18 protein-coding genes are annotated in these 18000 nt (G+C 56.3%); all 18 read left to right on the forward strand.

Annotated elements, in window-relative coordinates; genetic code table 11:
- The first annotated feature begins 23 nt into the window (after positions 1-23).
- The 18 genes from KVT34_RS22675 to KVT34_RS22760 all read left to right on the forward strand — a co-directional run bounded on the left by KVT34_RS22675 (position 24) and on the right by KVT34_RS22760 (position 17949).
- On the forward strand, positions 24-986 hold the full coding sequence (locus KVT34_RS22675; protein ID WP_217561343.1) for an N-acetylglucosamine kinase: 963 nt from the start codon (positions 24-26) through the stop codon (positions 984-986).
- Positions 987-1008: 22 nt separating this feature from the next.
- Entirely contained in the window at positions 1009-2331 is a 1323-nt protein-coding gene (locus tag KVT34_RS22680) for a 6-phospho-beta-glucosidase (RefSeq protein WP_217561345.1), read from the forward strand.
- 424 nt (positions 2332-2755) lie between these two features.
- Complete coding sequence (locus KVT34_RS22685) at positions 2756-3187, forward strand: GNAT family N-acetyltransferase (RefSeq protein WP_217561347.1); 432 nt, start codon at positions 2756-2758, stop codon at positions 3185-3187.
- A gap of 279 nt (positions 3188-3466) precedes the next feature.
- Positions 3467-4018 (forward strand): DUF402 domain-containing protein, encoded by a 552-nt coding sequence (locus tag KVT34_RS22690; protein WP_217561348.1) that lies wholly within the window; start codon positions 3467-3469, stop codon positions 4016-4018.
- A 1-nt stretch (position 4019) separates the two neighbouring features.
- The gene (lepB, locus tag KVT34_RS22695) at positions 4020-4628 is read left to right on the forward strand and encodes a signal peptidase I (protein WP_217561350.1); all 609 of its coding nucleotides are present in this window, start codon (positions 4020-4022) and stop codon (positions 4626-4628) included.
- A gap of 146 nt (positions 4629-4774) precedes the next feature.
- A complete protein-coding gene (queG, locus tag KVT34_RS22700; protein ID WP_217561352.1) occupies positions 4775-6022 on the forward strand; it encodes a tRNA epoxyqueuosine(34) reductase QueG in 1248 nt (415 codons plus the stop codon).
- A gap of 73 nt (positions 6023-6095) precedes the next feature.
- Positions 6096-6695, forward strand: coding sequence for a methylated-DNA--[protein]-cysteine S-methyltransferase (locus tag KVT34_RS22705; RefSeq protein ID WP_217561354.1), 600 nt, complete (start codon positions 6096-6098; stop codon positions 6693-6695).
- Positions 6692-7723, forward strand: a complete 1032-nt coding sequence (locus tag KVT34_RS22710) for an HD-GYP domain-containing protein (RefSeq protein WP_217561356.1) — start codon at positions 6692-6694, stop codon at positions 7721-7723. The genes KVT34_RS22705 and KVT34_RS22710 overlap by 4 nt, the downstream gene beginning before the upstream one ends.
- Before the next feature lie 78 nt (positions 7724-7801).
- Positions 7802-8044 carry a YneF family protein gene (locus tag KVT34_RS22715; protein ID WP_217561358.1) on the forward strand — a complete coding sequence of 81 codons (243 nt, stop codon included), beginning with the start codon at positions 7802-7804 and terminating at the stop codon, positions 8042-8044.
- A 94-nt stretch (positions 8045-8138) separates the two neighbouring features.
- The gene (locus KVT34_RS22720) at positions 8139-8747 is read left to right on the forward strand and encodes a TetR/AcrR family transcriptional regulator (RefSeq protein WP_217561360.1); all 609 of its coding nucleotides are present in this window, start codon (positions 8139-8141) and stop codon (positions 8745-8747) included.
- Positions 8737-9324: a GTP cyclohydrolase I FolE gene (gene folE, locus KVT34_RS22725; RefSeq protein ID WP_042234902.1), complete on the forward strand. Its 588-nt coding sequence runs from the start codon at positions 8737-8739 to the stop codon at positions 9322-9324. The genes KVT34_RS22720 and folE overlap by 11 nt, the downstream gene beginning before the upstream one ends.
- Before the next feature lie 242 nt (positions 9325-9566).
- Positions 9567-10673 (forward strand): putative 2-aminoethylphosphonate ABC transporter substrate-binding protein, encoded by a 1107-nt coding sequence (locus KVT34_RS22730; protein ID WP_217561362.1) that lies wholly within the window; start codon positions 9567-9569, stop codon positions 10671-10673.
- Between the two features lie 73 nt (positions 10674-10746).
- Entirely contained in the window at positions 10747-11793 is a 1047-nt protein-coding gene (locus KVT34_RS22735; RefSeq protein WP_217561364.1) for a putative 2-aminoethylphosphonate ABC transporter ATP-binding protein, read from the forward strand.
- Positions 11794-11811: 18 nt separating this feature from the next.
- Positions 11812-13572 (forward strand): putative 2-aminoethylphosphonate ABC transporter permease subunit, encoded by a 1761-nt coding sequence (locus tag KVT34_RS22740; RefSeq protein ID WP_483311451.1) that lies wholly within the window; start codon positions 11812-11814, stop codon positions 13570-13572.
- Positions 13573-13698: 126 nt separating this feature from the next.
- Positions 13699-14547, forward strand: a complete 849-nt coding sequence (phnX, locus tag KVT34_RS22745; protein WP_217561366.1) for a phosphonoacetaldehyde hydrolase — start codon at positions 13699-13701, stop codon at positions 14545-14547.
- A 43-nt stretch (positions 14548-14590) separates the two neighbouring features.
- On the forward strand, positions 14591-15718 hold the full coding sequence (gene phnW, locus KVT34_RS22750) for a 2-aminoethylphosphonate--pyruvate transaminase (RefSeq protein ID WP_217561471.1): 1128 nt from the start codon (positions 14591-14593) through the stop codon (positions 15716-15718).
- A gap of 69 nt (positions 15719-15787) precedes the next feature.
- On the forward strand, positions 15788-16972 hold the full coding sequence (locus tag KVT34_RS22755; RefSeq protein ID WP_217561368.1) for a saccharopine dehydrogenase family protein: 1185 nt from the start codon (positions 15788-15790) through the stop codon (positions 16970-16972).
- Positions 16973-17163: 191 nt separating this feature from the next.
- Complete coding sequence (locus KVT34_RS22760) at positions 17164-17949, forward strand: DeoR/GlpR family DNA-binding transcription regulator (RefSeq protein WP_217561370.1); 786 nt, start codon at positions 17164-17166, stop codon at positions 17947-17949.
- Positions 17950-18000: the final 51 nt, after the last annotated feature.

Below are 18000 nucleotides of genomic sequence, written 5' to 3' on the forward strand. Positions count from 1 at the left end.
CATGAAACGGGAGATGGAGAACTGTGAATTATTATTTGGGCATGGATGCAGGAGGCAGTAAAACTTACGCGGTTATCGCCGATGAAACCGGACGGGTGGTCGGTACCGGCAGAAGCGGCATGGGAAATCATCAAATTCATCACGACCGGGCGGCCGCGAGCATCGGGAGCGCCGTGGACGAGGCGCTTCGCGAGGCCGGCTTGACGAAAGCCGATATCGCTTTCGCATACTTCGGGCTGGCGGGTGCGGACCGCGAGATCGACTTCCGCATCCTGAGGAAGCTCCTGGAGCCGATCGGCTTCGCGAACTGGGATCTCGCCTGCGACACCATCGTCGCCATGCGGGCGGGCACGACGAAGCCTTACGGCGTCGTCGCCATCTGCGGCAGCGGCGTGAACTGCTCGGGCATGAACCGGCAGGGCGAAGCCTACCAGTGCGGCGGCTTCACCTACATGTTCGGCGACTTCGGCGGAGGGGGCGGCCTTGCCGTCGAAGCGTTCCGCTCGGTCGTCCGCGCTTGGGACGGACGGGGAGAGCAGACTCTGCTGACGGGACTGGTTTTGGAGCAGCTCGGCTACGAAACGGTCGGAGACATGTTCCACGATTTTCTCGACCATAACAAGTCCGTTCCGCTGGAGCTCGCGAAGCTGCTCTTCACGGCCGCAGGCCAGGGCGATCAGGTTGCCCTCGATATTTTGAAGGAGCAGGGCGAGGAGATCGGCCTTTCGATCAAAGCGATCGTAAACAAGCTCGGCATGGCCGAAGAAGAGTTCGATGTCGTGCTCGCCGGCAGCGTGCTGATGCGCGGAAACGGCGACTTCATCGAGAAGTACATCGTAGACGCGGCGAAGAAGGCAGCTCCGGCAAGCACGATCCGCCGTTTGGATGCCGAGCCGGTAGTGGGCTCCGTGCTGCTTGCGATGGAGCGCGGCGGCATGACGGTCAGCGAAGAAGTGAGCGAGAAACTGAAGCAGTTAAGCATGTAAACCAAATCGGGGAGTGAGAGAGATGGACAAAAGTTTGAAAATCGTCGTCATCGGTGGAGGTTCCTCTTATACGCCGGAAATCGTAGAAGGATTTATTCTGAATTACGACAAGCTGCCGATTCGCGAGATTTGGCTCGTCGACATTCCGCAGGGCGAATGGAAGCTGAACATCGTGGGAAGCCTGGCGAAGCGCATGGTCGAGAAATCCGGCCTGCCGATCCAGGTTCATCTGACGCTGGACCGCCGGGAAGCTCTGCCGGGCGCAGACTTCGTCTCGACGCAAATGCGTGTCGGCATGCTGGAAGCCCGCGCCTGGGACGAGTCCATTCCGCTGAAATACGGCGTTATCGGCCAGGAAACGACGGGACCGGGAGGCATGATGAAAGCATTCCGGACGATACCGGTTCTGCTCGACATCTGCCGCGACATGGAAGAACTGTGTCCGGACGCTTGGCTGCTTAACTTCACGAATCCGGCCGGCATGGTGACGGAAGCTATCTCCAAGCACAGCTCCATCAAATCGATCGGCCTGTGCAACGCTCCGATCGGCATGCACAAATGGCTGATGAAAGAATACGACGTTCCGGCGTCGAGCATTTATACCGAGTTTGTCGGTCTTAATCATCTTCACTGGATCACGCAGATCACTGTGGACGGGGAGTCGAAGCTGGAAGAACTCGTCGGCAGCGGCAGCGGATATTCCGCCAAGAACGTGCCCCAGATGGAATGGAACGCAAGCTTTATCCGCGGTCTGGGTGCGGTGCCTTCCTACTATCTCAAGTATTTCTACCTGAAGGATGAAATGCTGGAGGAGCAGATCGAGGCGTCGAAGAAGGACGGCACGCGCGCCGAGGTCGTCAAGCGGGTCGAAGACGAGCTATTCGAGCTGTACAAAGATCCGGATCTGGCGGAGAAGCCGAAACAGCTGGAGAAGCGCGGCGGAGCCTACTATTCCGAAGCGGCGGTTAACCTGATGTGCTCCCTCTACAACGACACAAAGGATATCCAGACCTTGAACGTGCGCAACGACGGCATTCTGGATTTTATTCCGAACGAGTCGAGCATCGAGGTAAACTGTGTGGTGACCCGACAGGGACCGATCCCGCTTTCGGTGACACGCGTGCCGGAGGCTGTTAAAGGCCTGATCCAAGCCGTGAAAACGTATGAGATCCTTGCGATCGAGGCGGCCGTTACGGGAGACAGAAGCATCGCCCTCCAGGCGCTTGCCCATCACCCGCTTATTTCCTCGGTCAATACGGCCGAAAAAATGCTGGACGAAATGCTGGAGCAGAACCGCGCTTATCTGCCTAATTTCTTTCCCGCCGCGGAACATTCGAACGTTTAACGGTTTACGGCCCTAATCATTTCCGCGCACAAGAAAGACCGACAATCGAAGAAACAATTCCGCTGATGGAATGGAACGAAAACGAACCGCCGGGATCTCCCGGCGGTTTTTTGTATGCGCGAAGCGGAGTTTCCGCACCGTGCGGTCACAGGCGTTACATGACAGCGATCTTGCCGGAGGGGCGAATGAAGAAGGTGTCTGAAAGGGGTTGCTTCCAGGCCCATGTTCCTATGAAACTGCTGGAAGAAGAAGGACATTTTAGGCGAAAAAAAGCACAAAAAGTCATGTAAACGCTTCCTATTAAGCGCTTTCAAGAGATTTATTAAGAAAAGCTAGTGTTTTTTGAAAAAAAGGGAGGATTTTCGGCGTTTTTTGTCGTAAAATTATTTTTACACCGAAAAATTGAATTGTGGGAGTGGACCTCATGCGTGTTCGTTCTTTTCGATTGTCTGATTACAGCCTGATCTCCGATCTGCTTCAGGAAGCGCTAAGCGATCCTTGTTACAAGGAAACGATGCAGGCGTTTGCCAAGCAGCTGTCGTGGGACGGCGAATTAGTGTTGGTTGCGGAAGAGCAGGATGAGCTGGTTGGTATGGTAATCGGAACCATTGATGACAACAAAGGTTACTATTACCGTCTGGCAGTTGCACCCGGGCATCGCCGCAAGGGAATCGGCAAGGCTTTGATTGAAGGAATGAAGCAGCGTTTTATGCAGCGCAAGGTTAAACGCATTCTTGTCACAGTCGATCATCACAATGAATTGGTGCTGCCTGTTTACGAGTCGGCGGGATACAATCACTCCGATTTTACGAGAACGGCAAACCGACTCAGCATTGTAAAGAAAGCAAGCATGTAGGGGTCAATTATAGTATAATGAAGGCATATCTTTTTGTCGCTGGCGGACAGGCTCCGCTCCCGGGAGGAAGGTATGCTTTTATTGTAACCACTTCTTTTATGCCGGGAAGAACGGGCTCCGTAGGGAGCTTTTTTAGTCGCTGCGATTTGTTTTTCTACGCGGGTTCCGGTGATTTCGTTTCAACCTGATCGAATTTCGAATGAACCGACAATAACTATGAAGTCATGAGCATAAGCTGCATTAGCCGGATGAGACGGTCTATATAGAGGGGCAATTTTAATGGAATCTTTCGAGCATTTTGTCATTAAGAGCTTTAAGCACGACGGTCATCTGCACCGGATGTGGCTGGAGAACTGGAAAGTGCCCCAGCACGAGCTCCATCCCGAACATCAGAGAGAAAACATGAACGTGTTTATCAACAACCAGACGAAAATCCAGGAAGCGGACGGGAAGGAATGGACAAGCCGGATTCCGGGTGTCTCTTTTTTTATACCGGGGGAATGGTACAATATCGTCGCTCTTCTCGAAGAGGGGGGCGTGCGCTACTACTGCAACGTAGCCTCTCCGTTTTACCGGGCGGGCAATGTCATTACCTACATCGACTACGATCTGGATGTGATCCGGATGGCCGGAGGCGACGTTCATGTCGTGGACCGGGAGGAATACGAGCATCATAAGGCGCTGTACCGGTATACTCCGCTGGTCGAGTCGAAAGTAAAGGCGGGGCTGGACGCCCTGCTGAAGCGAATCGGCAAACAGGACGCCCCGTTCGGGGACGAAAGCGTCCGCCGATACTATGAGCTGTGGAAGGACAGGGAAACGGAGGCGTGAGGTGACGGATTCCGGGCGGGAACCCCGGTCGTCTTCCACACCCGTACCGGAGACGGGCGGAGTGCAGGGAGGCGGCCGCATTTCCGGGAGAAGAAACTGGAGCAGGCTGGGAACGTTCGTGGTAATTATATTGGCTGCTGCCGTTATTCAGCGGTACGGATTCAACATTTCCGCCGTTCGCGGAGTATCGATGGAGCCGACCCTGCATGAAGGGCAGCGGCTTTTTGTGAATAAAACGGCTGCTTGGACCGGGAGTTTCAGCCGGGGAGACGTCGTCGTCCTGAAAGAGCCGGATGGAACGGGTACGGAGAAGACCCACCCCTATCTGGTCAAAAGGATCGTGGCTGCGGCCGGTGACCGGATTGAAATTACGGACGGCCGGGTATTTGTAAACGGGGAGGAACTGAAGGAGCTCTATACGGACGAAAGGATCGAGGACGGCGATTACGGTCCTTTTACCGTAGGAAAAGATTACTGCTTCGTCATGGGCGACAACCGGCGCGGCGGAGCGAGTCTGGACAGCCGGAGTTTCGGTCCGATAGCCGTTAGATCGCTGGTCGGACGGGCAGAATGGATAGTATGGCCGCCAGAGGCTCTAAAAGGTCTCTAGGGAGGCTTTGAGGCCACGATAAGCTTGAGAGAGCAACTGGCAATTTAAAGGGCGCATACGCAGGAAGAAAGGCCCTTGATACGCTGTCCGTCGGCAGAGCTGACTCGGATGGTTCAACTCAGATCATACGGAAGGAGGGATAGAGCATGCGGATAACACTTGCGGATGCTTCCGAAAGAGACCTGCTCCTGCTGAAGCAGGAAATCATCCAGGCGGCGCCGTCGCTCGGAATCGACAAGATCGGATTCGCTTCTGCGGAGCCTTTTCACGATTTGAAGGATATTCTTCTTCGGCATCGTGAGAAGGGGTACGAATCGGGCTTCGAAGAACCGGATATCGACAAGCGCGTCCATCCGGACCGCAGCTTCGAGGGGGTCAAATCCATCCTGGCTATCGCGGTCGCCTATCCCTCCAAGCTGGCAAACCCGCCCCGTTCGGAGGCGGGAGCTTACCGGGGCATGCTCGCCCGGGCCGCCTGGGGCGACGATTACCACCTGGTTCTGCGGGAACGTCTGAAGCGGCTGGGCGCGTTTCTGGAGGAACGCGTCGAAGGGGTCCGGTTTATGGACATGGTGGACACGGGCGCACTCGTGGACCGCGCTGTGGCCGAGCGTGCGGGAATCGGCTGGATCGGCAAAAACTGCGCCGTCATAACTCCCGAGTGGGGTTCCTGGGTTTACCTCGGCGAATTGCTTACAAATCTTCCTTTCCCCGCCGATACTCCTATTATGGACCAGTGCGGGGAATGCCGGATCTGCATCGATGCCTGTCCGACGGGAGCACTTGTCGGGCCCGGGCAGCTGAACTCCAGCCGGTGCATCTCCTTCGTGACACAGACGAAGGGAATGATTCCGGATGAGTTCAAGGAGAAGATCGGGAACCGGCTGTACGGATGCGATACGTGCCAGATCGTCTGCCCGGTGAACAAGGGCAAGAACTGGACGCACCACGAGGATCTCCAGCCGGATCACGAGGTCGTGAAGCCGCTGCTGATCCCGCTGCTCACCATGGGCAACCGGGAATTCAAGGAGCGCTTCGGAAGAAGCTCGGCGGCTTGGAGAGGGCGTAAGCCCATCCAGCGCAATGCGGTGCTCGCGCTGGGCAATTTCAAGGACCGGTCGGCCGTTCCGGTGCTCGCTTCCCTGCTCAAGGACGATCCGCGTCCGGAGCTTCGGGCCACGGCGGCCTGGTCGCTCGGCAAGATCGGAGGCGAGGCGGCGCTGGAAGCCGTGCTCCGGGCGCAGCGCAGCGAGCGCGACGAAGCGGTGCTCGCCGAGCTGGACAATGCGGCGCGGAAGCTCGGCGGGCTTACGCCAAGCGGCGGCGGTGTGGCCGCGGTAGAAGCCGGCGGGCCGCAGGCGGACGGCACCGGAGCGGCACCGGCTGCGGAGTAGCCGACGTGCGTTAAGCCCGGGGCGTGCTGCCGGATATGCCGGGAGCCAACTATGAGAAGCGGAGGGATGCGTGATGGACGACAGCGGCAGAGGAACGGTCGCGACGACAGGAGAACCTGTTCTTATAGAAACCGATACGCTGGAAGATTCCCCGATCGGCCCTCTGCTTCTCGCCAGGACGGAGAGGGGACTCTGCGCGATCGAATTCGGGAGCGGGCCGGAAGCGGCCCGCAAGCTGGAACAATGGACGAACCGCTGGATTCCGGGCGGCACCATTGTTTCGAGTCCCGCAGGACTCCGGGAAATCAGAGAACAGCTTGAAGAGTATTTCAGCGGACAGAGAAGCTCGTTCGACCTCGCATTCGATCTGCGGGGGACGGAGTTTCAGCTCAGGGTCTGGAAGGCGCTGCTGTCCGTTCCGTACGGAGCTACCGCTTCTTATAAAGATATCGCCGCCGCCATCGGATCGCCTCAGGCGGTCAGGGCGGTCGGCGGGGCGAATAACCGCAATCCGGTCCCGATCGTCATCCCGTGCCACCGCATTATAGGCGCAGGCGGGCAGCTGGTAGGATACGGGGGCGGACTTTCCGTCAAGACGGCCCTGCTTGAGCTGGAGGGCCGGTCGCCGGCGGATGTCCGGCATACATCGAAGAATCGGGAGTGGAAAGCATGAAATATGTTCCTATTGATTCCATAGAACCGGGACAATATCTGGGAAAGACGATCTTTACGGCGTCCGGGGCGGTTATGCTGGCCGAGGGGGTTCAGCTTACCGTTTATATGATTAATACGCTGAGGCGCATCGGGGTTTCCATGCTTTATATCCAAGATCAGGAGACGAGCGACATTGAGATTCCCGAAGTCGTCAGCGAGGAAACGAAGCGGATCGTCATCCGGCAGATGCTGGACACCTTCGATTCCATCCGGTCCGGTAAAGATTTCAATACACGCCACATGAGCAAAAACGTGGATACGCTGCTGGACGAAATTTTAAAAAACAAGGACGTTCTGGTCCAGTTGACGGATATCCGCACGAAAGACAATGACATGTATCTGCATGCCCTTAACGTCTGCATGATTTCCACATTGATCGGGATCAATATGAATCTGAATCCCCAGCAGCTTAAAGAGCTGGCTATCGGGGCGCTGCTTCACGACGTAGGCAAGCTCGACGCGATTACGGACGACGAATCCAAGGACGATCGGCTTCATCATACGTGGAGAGGTTTCGAGATGCTGAAAGCCAAGCGGGAATACAGCCTGCTCATCGCGCATGTCGCGTTCCAGCACCACGAAACGCCCGACGGGCTCGGCAAGCCGCGCAGACTCCTGGGTGAGCAGATTCATCTGTACGCGAAGATTGTCAGTGCGGCCAATACCTACGACAATCTGCTTCAAGGCAGCGGCCTGAACGCGGGGCTGCTTCCCCATGTGGCGATCGAGCATATGATGGCTATGGCGGGCACGAAGCTGGACAGGGACATCCTGATCCACTTCCTGCGCACCGTATCGGTCTATCCGACGGGGATTTCCGTTCGTCTGTCCACCCGCGAAACGGGTGTCGTGGTCGGCCAGCACCGGGGCCTGCCGGGTCGTCCGGTGGTCCGCATCATCAAGCAGGACGGCGGCAAAGAGTACGATGTGAAGGAAATGGATCTGGCGAAACACACGACGCTTTTTATCGAACACGTGTTGGCCTGAGAAGCTTGGATTTTCGGCTTTATAATGCTATGATGAGTTTGACTGAAAACAATCTTTGAACGCAGGGGGAAAAGCAGGATGTGGCAAATTATCATTCCGATTCTGACCTTGATCGTAGGACTGGTCGGAGGCTTTTTTATCGGGGTGTTCTATCTCCGTAAGCAGCTCGAATCGATGCAGAACAATCCGGAAATGATCCAGAAGATGGCTAAACAGATGGGCTACAACATGAACAAGCAGCAGATGAACAAAGTGCAGACCATGATGAAGAACCAGAACCTGACCAACAAAAAGCCGAATAAAAATGCAAGATCCAAATAAAAAATCCGCCATGAAAGCGGCCGGGAATCCTGTTTCACAGGCTGCTCGGCCCTTTGAGTAGAACGGACCAGTATTATCCAGAGGTGGTTGGCTTATGCCCAGCAACAAAGACAAGATTATCGCTGCTGCCATGGAACTTTTTCACGAGCAAGGCTTTCAGGCTACGGGACTGGAAGAAATTCTCTCCCGGTGCGGCGTGGTGAAAAGCAACTTTTATTACCATTTTAAGAGTAAGGAAGAGCTCGGCCGGCAAGTCATTCAGCAGAAGATTGCGCTGATGGAGGATCAGATATTCGGGCCGTCGCTGGGCAACCGTACGCTCGGGCCGAAAGAGAGGCTGGGACGGCTGTTCCGCCTCATGCAAGTCTCGGCGGAAGAGCATGATTGCCGCAGGGGATGCTACATCGGCAACCTGGTTGTTGAATTGGGGGACCGGTACGAAGAACTGCGCCGCTTGCTGGTGGATTTTCTCGAAGACATAGAGAGTAGAATCGAAGCCTGCCTGCAGGAAGGGGCAGCTAATCAAGAGATCAACCTTCATGGCATGAAAGCCAGGGAAACGGCCGTTGCGCTGACGGCACTGCTGCAGGGCGGCATGCTTCTCGGCAAAGCCCACCGCAGCAGTTTCGCGCTGCAGTACGGCGGCAAGCTGGTAAGACATATCATAGGGAACGGATGGGAAGGAGAGCAACATGCCGGCTAAAGAATACAAAAACACCAAGGTCGCGGATAACCGCGAAGAGATTGAAGGGCATATCCGGGAAATACTTCGCCTGATCGGCGAGAACCCGGAACGCGAGGGGCTGCTGGATACTCCCGCGCGCGTAGCCCGTATGTATGAGGAAATTTTCGCCGGATACGAAGCGGATTTCCACGATGTGCTCGGCGTAACCTTCGATGAGCAGCACGAAGAGCTCGTTATCATCAAGGACATCGTCTATTACAGTCAGTGCGAGCATCATATGGCGCCGTTCTTCGGCAAAATCCACGTGGGCTACATTCCGAGCGGCAAAATCGCGGGCTTAAGCAAATTCGCCCGTCTGGTTGAAGCCATCACCCGCAAATTGCAGGTGCAGGAGCGGATTACTTCCCAGATCGCCAACACGCTGGACGAGGTTCTGGAACCGCACGGCGTCATGGTCGTCGTAGAAGGCGAGCATCTGTGCATGTGCTCCCGCGGCGTGAAGAAGCCCGGCAGCAAAACCGTCACGTCGGCCGTACGCGGCTCGTTCCGCACGGATTCCGCTCTGCGGGCGGAGTTTTTGTCGCTGATTAAGTAAACGGAACCCGAGATCCAACCAACTGCAACGAAATCAAAGTGAAAGACAGCCTTTATGGCTGTCTTTTTTTGTGCCAACACGATTGAAACACAACTAAAAACAATTAAATAAAATTAAACACACAATCTTTACTTGTATTTAATCGTGAGTTTACAAAACTCATTTACCATAAGAACTGTAAGAAAAACGAATTTAACTGCAGCTTATTTCATTTTACAAATTCGAGAGGATGAACGACGGTCATGAAAAAAACAGCTTCATTATGCCTGACTCTTCTTATGGCGATTTCCCTTCTGGCAGGCTGCGGCAAAAGCGGCAGCGAAGCGGGCGCCGCGACCAAACCCCCGGAAAAGGCCGGCGGCAGTGAGGGCACTTCCCAAAACGCTGCTCTGAAAGGCGACCTGACAGTGTACACCGCACTGGAAGACGACCAGATTAAAGCTTACCTCGAATCGTTCAAAAAAACGAACCCGGATGTAAAGGTAAATATTGTACGGGATTCGACGGGCATCATTACGGCCAAGCTGCTGGCCGAGAAGGATAACCCTCAAGCGGACGTCGTCTGGGGCTTAGCGGCGACAAGCCTGCTTGTGCTCGATCAGAACGGCATGGTGGAAGGCTACTCCCCTAAAGGAATCGAGCGGGTTTCCCCGATGTTCAAAAGCACCGGCGCTCCTGCGAAATGGGTCGGCATCGACGCTTGGGAAACGGCTTTTATCGTAAACACGAAGGAACTCGAGAAAAAGAAGCTTCCGGTTCCGAAGACTTACCAGGATCTGATCAAGCCCGAGTATAAAGGCATGATCGTGATGCCTAACCCGGCTTCCTCCGGAACGGGATTTTTCGATGTGACGGGCTGGCAGCAGCTCTACGGCAAAGGACCGTCTTGGGAGTACATGGACAAGCTTCATGACAATATCGCGGTCTATACGCACTCGGGTTCCAAACCGGCGAAGATGGCGGCTGCCGGAGAATACCCGATCGGCATCTCGTTCGGTTACCGCGGCATTCAGGAGAAGAAGAAAGGCGCGCCGGTTGAGGTTGTATTCCCGCAGGAAGGCTCCGGCTGGGATGTGGAAGCGAATGCCTTGATGAAGAAAGCGACGATCAAGCCGGAAGCGAAGGCGTTCCTGGACTGGGCGATCGGCGACGAGGCGATGAAAGCCTACAACAAGAACTATGCGATTATCAGCGTGAACGACGGCTCCGGCACGATTCCGGAAGGCTACTCCAAAGACCCGCTCAGCCAGCTCATCAAATATGACCTGAATGATGCGGCGAAGAATAGAGACAGCATTTTGAAAGAGTGGGAAAAACGCTACAACGCCAAGAGCGAGCCCAAATCCTAAAATAAAGCGGTCATTCCGCTTGCGGCAACAAGTCCGAACCGTCAAGCCGGCAGCCGGGAGGAGAGAAACACACATGAATCAGGCTCACTTATCGATCCGGGGCATCCGCAAAACATTCGGTTCTTTCACGGCCTTGGACAGCATTCACCTGGATGTTCGCAAAAACGAATTCGTCTGCCTGCTCGGCCCCAGCGGTTGCGGCAAAACGACGCTGCTCCGCATCATCGCCGGGCTGGAGCACCCGGACACGGGCACGGTATCGGCAGGAGGAAGGGACATTACCGCTCTCCCTCCGGCCCAACGGAACTTCGGCATGATGTTCCAGTCGTATGCCTTGTTCCCGAACATGACGGCAGCGCAGAACATCGCGTTCGGCCTGAAGAGCAGGAAGCTCGGCAAACGCGATATTGCCGAGAAGGTGAGGGAATCGCTGGACCTGGTGGATCTCTGGGAGATGAGGGATAAGTATCCGTCCCAGCTCTCCGGAGGCCAGCAGCAGCGTATCGCGTTGGCGCGCGCCGTCGCGCTATCCCCGGACTTTCTGCTGCTGGATGAGCCGCTGTCGGCGCTGGACGCCAAGGTGCGGCACAAGCTCCGCGGAGAAATCCGCGCGCTGCAGGAGAAGATCGGCGTCACGACGATTATGGTGACGCACGACCAGGAGGAGGCGCTGACGATGGCGGACCGCATTGTGGTGATGAACAATGCGGAGGTCGCACAGATCGGCACGCCGAGAGAGGTTTACGAACGGCCGGCTTCGCCGTTCGTAGCCGATTTCATCGGCGCGATCAACTTCCTGGACGGAGCCGAGCTCCAGGAAAGCGGAGTGCGCGGCGCCGGCGGCATGATGGCGGTCCGGCCCGAGCATATCGGCGCCGAAGAGCCCGGCCCTGGCGGCGGCATACCGGCCGTCGTCCGCGGCATCGAATTCCGCGGACCTTTCTACCACGTCATGCTGGACGTACTGGGCAGCGGCGGGGAGCCGCTCGGACGCCCGATGACGATTCACGTGTCCGCCCAGCATTACCAGCAGTTGGGCCTCGAGAAGAATAAGAAGCTGTCGCTCCGCCTGCCGGAAGAAAGACTGATCGCCTTCGAGCCCCAGGCCGCGGCGAAGTAAGAGAAAGGAGTCCTTGTCATGATGATCGTACGCAGGGTGCAGGGCGCGGCCAGAGACCTTCGTTCCAGTCTTACGGGAACGGGAGGAAGGATCAGGCGCCGGCACGGCAAAGAGGAGCGTATGCAGCAGGCTCTGATCGCCCTCATGATCGCGGTGCTGGCCGTTACGGTGCTGCTGCCCCTGATCGGGTTATTTTCCAAAGCGTTTTACGATAAAACGGGGCAGTTCTCGGGTCTGGAAAACTTTGTCGTATATTTCACGACTCCGGCCCTTCTCCGTTCGCTCCTTCATACCCTGAACGTGTCTTTACTCACTACAGTCATCTCAGTCGGTCTCGCGTTCTTGTATGCGTATGCGCTGACCCGCACGGATATCAAAGGCAGGACGCTTTTCCGCTATATCGCGCTGCTTCCGCTTTTTGCCCCGACGATGATGCACGGGATCGGCCTTATTTATTTGTTCGGCAACCAGGGGCTGGTGACGACCGGTTTGTTCGGTCTTCTGCCCGCAGGGCTGGATATCGGCCTGTACGGCCCGGTCGGAATCGTGCTGGCGGAAGTGGCGTACACTTTTCCCCAGGCGATGATGATCATGCTCGTGTCGCTGGCTGTCACCGACAACCGGCTCTACGAAGCGGCTGAAACGCTTGGCGCGGGGAAGTGGAGAACCTTTCTGAGCGTGACGCTGCCCAGCGTGAAATACGGCGTTATCAGCGCTTTGTTCGTCTGCTTTACGATGAGTTTTACGGATTTCGGCGCCCCGAAAATCGTCGGGGGCAACTACAATGTGCTTGCTACGGATATTTACAAGCAGGTGATCGGCCAGCAGAACATGACGATGGGGGCGGCCGTAGGTATTCTGCTTACATTGCCGGCTATTCTGGCCTTTGCGGTGGACCGTTTCGTGGAACGCAGGCAGAAGACGCTCGTTTCGTCCAAATCGATTCCCTATCGGATTCAGAAGGGAAGCTGGCGTAACGCCGTGTTTTACGTGATTTGCAGCTTGATCGGGGGCGCTATCATGCTCCTGCTCGGCGCAGTCATTTTCGCTTCCGTGATTAAGGTGTGGCCCTATGAATTGTCGTTTACGTGGAATCATTTCGATTTCACATCCGTGGCCGGTGAAGGGCTGGCTCCTTTCTGGAACAGCATGCAGGCGGCTCTCTATACCGCTTTGATCGGTACGGCGGTTACGTTCGTTTTCGCTTATCTTATTGAAAAAGTTCGCCACTGGCACGCTTTGCGGCAGTTTGCTTATTTTTTATCCATTCTACCGCTCGCGCTGCCGGGAATGGTGATCGGGCTGGCCTTTATTTTCTTCTTTAACCGGCCGGACAATCCGCTTAGCGGGATTTACGGTACTATCTGGATTGTCGTTCTGGCCAACATCGTGCATTTCTATGCCGTTCCTTTTATTACGGCGACAGCGGCACTCAAAAAACTCGACAAAGAGTTCGAGACGGTTTCGGAATCGATGCGGGTTCCGTTCTACCGGACATTCGCACGGGTCACGGTCCCAATGTCCCTGCCGGCTGTGCTGGAAATGTTCGTTTATTACTTTGTGAATTCCATGGTAACCGTGTCGGCAGTCGTGTTTCTGTACTCGGCCGATTTCAAGCTGGCTTCGGTAGCCATTGTCAATATGGACGATGCGGGGGATACCGCCCCGGCCGCCGCCATGTCCGTCCTTATTTTACTGACGAACATTGTCGTAAGGATCGGCTATGAGCAGCTTACGAAAGTGATGAGAAACCGGGCTTCCGCCTGGCAGCGGAAATGATTTTTAACAGGATTGACCGTTAACATGCTCTACTATAAACGTCCTTACTTCTTACTTCATCAAACCGAAAGCGGAACCGGATAGGCGGATGAGCCGCCACGGTCCGTTACCAGGAGGAGATTTCACATGATCAAAGCCGTCATTATGGACTGGGCAGGCACGACTGTAGATTACGGCTGCTTCGCTCCCTTGAACGTTTTTATAGAAATATTCCGCCGCAAGGGCATCGAAATTACGCAGGAGGAAGCGCGGGAGCCGATGGGGCTTCTGAAGTGGGATCACATTCGTGAAATTACGAAAATGCCCCGCGTGGCCGCCCTTTGGGAACAAAAATTCGGCAGCCGGCCGAACGACCGTGACGTGGATGCCCTGTATGCGGATTTCGAGCCGCTTCTGTTCGCCTCGCTGCGCAATCACTGTGAGCCGGTTCCGGGCATCCTGGAATTGGTCGGAAGACTTCGCGAACGGGGGATCAAAATCGGGTCCACAACCGGTTATACCGAGGAAATGATGGACATCGTTGTGGAGGAGGCAGGCAGAAGAGGCTACCGTCCCGATGTGCTCGTGACGCCTACGGAGATGCCCGCCGGCCGTCCGTATCCGTGGATGATCTACGAGAACTGCATCCGTCTCGGAGTGTACCCGCTGCATCATGTCGTGAAAGTCGGGGATACCTTGAGCGACATCCGGGAAGGCCTGAATGCAGGCGTCTGGACGGTCGGGGTTGTGCTCGGCAGCAGCGAACTCGGAATGAGCGAAGCGGAGGTATCCGCCTGCCCGCCGGAAGAATTGAAGCGCAGATGCGAAGAAGTGCGCGGAAGATTTTATGAAGCCGGAGCCCACTATGTGATTGAATCCGTAGGCAAGCTGGATGCGGTGCTGGAATTAATTGAAGCGAGTTTGAAGGCCGGTGCAGGCGTACCTGCGGGGGCGGCTGCTTCTGCATCTGTGCCGCAAGGTGCGCGCCATGCATAAGGGGGAAGCGGAGATGGCACAGACGGACACCATGTACTCGGCGATGCCGGACAACGAATACCTGCTGCTGACGCCCGGACCTTTAACGACGACGAAACGCGTCAAAGCGGCCATGCTGCGGGACTGGTGCACCTGGGACCAGGATTATAACGGTCTGGTCCAGGATATACGCGCCCGCCTCGTCACTTTGGGGGCAGGGCGTGCGGAAGGCTACACCTGCGTGCTTATGCAGGGCAGCGGAACGTTCTGCGTGGAGTCCGTTATCGGCTCCGTTATCCCGCAGGGAGGCAAGCTCGCGGTGCTGACGAACGGGGCTTACGGCGACCGTATCGTCCAGATGGCGCGCGTGCTCGGCATCGAGACGGCCGTTCTCGATTCGGGAGAGCTCAGCCCGGTCAGTCCCGGCGAGCTGGAGGAACTGCTTCAGCGGGATGAGGCGATTACCCATGTGGCGGTCGTTCATTCGGAAACGACGACGGGCATGCTGAATCCGATAGCCGAAGTAGGCGCCGCAGCCAAGAAATACGGCAAAACCTTTATCGTGGATGCCATGAGCTCGTTCGGCGGCATTGAAATGGACATGAGCGGGCTCCATATCGACTTCCTGATCAGCAGCGCCAACAAGTGCATTCAGGGCGTTCCGGGCTTCGGTTTCGTGCTGGCCCGCACGGAGGAACTGAAGCGCTGCGAAGGGCAGGCAAGGTCCCTGTCGCTGGATCTGTATGACCAGTGGGACACGATGGAACGGCAGTCGGGCAAGTGGAGATTTACCTCTCCCACGCACGTGGTCCGAGCTTTTCACGAAGCGCTGAAAGAGCTGGAGGACGAAGGAGGCATAAAGGTCCGCTTCGAACGTTACACCGAGAACCAGCGCACGCTGTCCGAAGGAATGGAAGCGATCGGGTTCCGGCCGCTGCTGGACCGGTCCGTGCAGTCTCCTTTTATCACTTCTTTCTACTATCCCGATTCGCCGGACTTCACGTTCCTTGCCTTTTACGAGGAATTGAAAAAGAACGGGTTCGTCATTTATCCCGGTAAAATATCCGCCGCCCAGACTTTCCGTATCGGCTCGATCGGCGATATTTATCCGGCTGATATGCGGCGTCTTGTACGCACAATAACGGACGTTGCAGGAAGCACTGCGGCAACGGCGGCGGCTGCCCGGAACTGAGGCGGGAGAGCGCGGGATTTAAAGCGAACGGGACAAGCGGAATGATCACTTGCCGAGGAGGACTGCGTCATGAAAGTATTTTGTCTGGGCGGAGCGGGCCGGATCTGCAGGGAAGCGATCCTGGATCTTGTCCAGTATTCCGGATTCGAGCAAATTACGGTCGCCGATTTTAACGAAGAGGAAGGACGCAAAGTCGTGCGGGAGCTGCACGATCCGCGTGTGGATTTCATAAAAGTGAACGTCTATGACAAAGAAGCGACCGTCGCGCAGATGCGGGGCTACGATATCGTCATGGACGGTACGGCGATCACGCTCAACGGCTTGTCAACGGCGTGTATAGCGGAAGCGGGCTGCCACGGCATCAACCTGAACGGCTTCGGGGACGAAGACGCTTCGGCGGCTCTGTTCGAGCGGCACGGCAAAACCTGCGTACCCGGCTTCGGCATGACCCCGGGCGTCACCCAGATGATGGCGATGCACGCCGCTTCGCAGCTCGATACGGTAGATACCGTCCGCGTCAGCCACGGGTCTTACCGTCCGATTGCTTTTTCCAGATCCATTACGGAAACGACGACTTATGAATACGATCCGAACCTTCCGGGCCGGGTCGTGTACGAAAACGGGGCGTTCATCCAGGTGCCGCCGTTTGCGCGTCCCCGTGAAATCCGGCTCCCCGAGCCTTACGGCACGTCGGTTCAATATATTATCCCGCATGCCGAAACAAAAACGCTGGCGAAGGCTCTGGCCGGCAAAGGCGTGCGTCTGATCGAAGTCCGCGGTACATGGCCGCAGCCGAACATGAGACTCGTCCAAGCTCTCTACGAGTATGGGTTTATGCGAAACGACAGGATCCGGGTCAACGGATCGAAAGTCGGCATCATGGATTGTATCAGCGAATATTTGTACCACTCCCGCGAAGGTTCGGAGACGGAGCTGTACGGCTACGCGCTGCATATCGAAGTCACCGGCGTCCGAAACGGCGTGCCGATGCGGCTGACGCTTACGCATACGCATCCGGCCTCCGACGGCTCCGTGCCGGGCTGGGAAGGGCTTCGCGCCTACACCCGCAACGTGGGCATCCCGATGGCCATTGCGGCCGTCATGATCGCGGAAGGCCGGGTCAACGGCGCGGGCATCCTGACGCCGGAAGAAGCTTTCGAGCCGCAGGCGGTCTTCGCCGAGCTGGAGAAGCGGGGCATCCGCATCCATCAGGACACGGAAGTGTTGACGGAACGGGAGCCGGTCCAGGCGTGAGCGCAGCCATATCTTTCTGGCCCTGTTCAGCTCGGCTGCGCAGTTCCGATAATTCAGCGGCTGACCGTATTGATTTATTCGTCCGGAACTCATCATGGCTGGCGTAATCATAAAAGGCTGTCGCCCTTCCGCAAGGTTGGGTATAATGTATCCGGAAGCTATCACAGAACCGAAAGAACGGAGGCGGGCATGTGTCTCTAGTTGGGGAAGAACGCAAGGAACACATCCTCCACTTGCTCAATCTTCACAATAAAGTCCGGACACACGAACTGGTGGAGCATTTCGAGGTTTCCTCGGAAACGATCCGGCGCTACCTGGAGGAGCTGGAGCAGGAAAACAAGCTCAAGCGCGTGTACGGCGGGGCGGTCAAGTTTGACCTGATGAGGGAAGAGCCTTCCCCCTTTAACCGGGAAGTCACGAAAGCGGAGGAGAAGAAGAGGATCGGCCGGGCGGCCGCCGCCATGGTCCGTGACAACGACGTGATCGTCATTGACGACGGAACGACGACCCTGCAGATGATCAATTATTTGGCGAATAAGCGGAATCTGACCGTTCTGACGCCGTCGGTGCCTGCCTTGTCTCTGCTTATCGAATACAAGAACAAAGAGATGTTCGCCGGGGACATTTATTTTATCGGGGGCAAAATCAACGCGAAGCATTACCGTGCATCGGGCTCGGTAGCCGAAAGTATGATGGAATCCTTCTACGTGGACAAAGCGTTCGTCGCTGTCGACGGGCTTCACCCGCAAAGCGGGTTAACGAGCTACGATGCCGAGCGGGGGCTTCTCGTCCGGAAGTTTATGGAGCATGCGGCCCAGACAGTCGCGCTGATGGATCATACGAAGAACGGCAAGACGCACTTCTACAAAATTTCGGATCTGAAGGAAATCCATGCGGTTATTTGCGATGCGGAGCATCCGCCCGAGTGGAACGGAGATTTCGAGGCGATAGACACGAAGTGGATTGTGGCGGAATAACCTGCCAGGGCTTTATCTCCAATGGAAAATGAAAAGATCTCAAACCCACCA

It is taken from the genome of Paenibacillus sp. GbtcB18 (assembly GCF_019091125.1).
Classification (GTDB): domain Bacteria; phylum Bacillota; class Bacilli; order Paenibacillales; family NBRC-103111; genus Paenibacillus_F; species Paenibacillus_F chitinolyticus.

Excerpts from the sequence above, each read along its gene's own strand:
- KVT34_RS22685 (WP_217561347.1), top strand. The coding sequence starts at position 2,756 with ATGCGTGTTCGTTCTTTTCGATTGTCTGATTACAGCCTGATCTCCGAT.
- KVT34_RS22705 (WP_217561354.1), top strand. The coding sequence starts at position 6,096 with ATGGACGACAGCGGCAGAGGAACGGTCGCGACGACAGGAGAACCTGTT.
- KVT34_RS22755 (WP_217561368.1), top strand. The coding sequence starts at position 15,788 with ATGAAAGTATTTTGTCTGGGCGGAGCGGGCCGGATCTGCAGGGAAGCG.
- phnW (WP_217561471.1), top strand. The coding sequence starts at position 14,591 with ATGCCGGACAACGAATACCTGCTGCTGACGCCCGGACCTTTAACGACG.
- KVT34_RS22735 (WP_217561364.1), top strand. The coding sequence starts at position 10,747 with ATGAATCAGGCTCACTTATCGATCCGGGGCATCCGCAAAACATTCGGT.
- KVT34_RS22740 (WP_483311451.1), top strand. The coding sequence starts at position 11,812 with ATGATGATCGTACGCAGGGTGCAGGGCGCGGCCAGAGACCTTCGTTCC.
- KVT34_RS22690 (WP_217561348.1), top strand. The coding sequence starts at position 3,467 with ATGGAATCTTTCGAGCATTTTGTCATTAAGAGCTTTAAGCACGACGGT.
- KVT34_RS22720 (WP_217561360.1), top strand. The coding sequence starts at position 8,139 with ATGCCCAGCAACAAAGACAAGATTATCGCTGCTGCCATGGAACTTTTT.
- queG (WP_217561352.1), top strand. The coding sequence starts at position 4,775 with ATGCGGATAACACTTGCGGATGCTTCCGAAAGAGACCTGCTCCTGCTG.
- KVT34_RS22715 (WP_217561358.1), top strand. The coding sequence starts at position 7,802 with ATGTGGCAAATTATCATTCCGATTCTGACCTTGATCGTAGGACTGGTC.
- KVT34_RS22730 (WP_217561362.1), top strand. The coding sequence starts at position 9,567 with ATGAAAAAAACAGCTTCATTATGCCTGACTCTTCTTATGGCGATTTCC.
- phnX (WP_217561366.1), top strand. The coding sequence starts at position 13,699 with ATGATCAAAGCCGTCATTATGGACTGGGCAGGCACGACTGTAGATTAC.
- folE (WP_042234902.1), top strand. The coding sequence starts at position 8,737 with ATGCCGGCTAAAGAATACAAAAACACCAAGGTCGCGGATAACCGCGAA.
- KVT34_RS22710 (WP_217561356.1), top strand. The coding sequence starts at position 6,692 with ATGAAATATGTTCCTATTGATTCCATAGAACCGGGACAATATCTGGGA.
- KVT34_RS22680 (WP_217561345.1), top strand. The coding sequence starts at position 1,009 with ATGGACAAAAGTTTGAAAATCGTCGTCATCGGTGGAGGTTCCTCTTAT.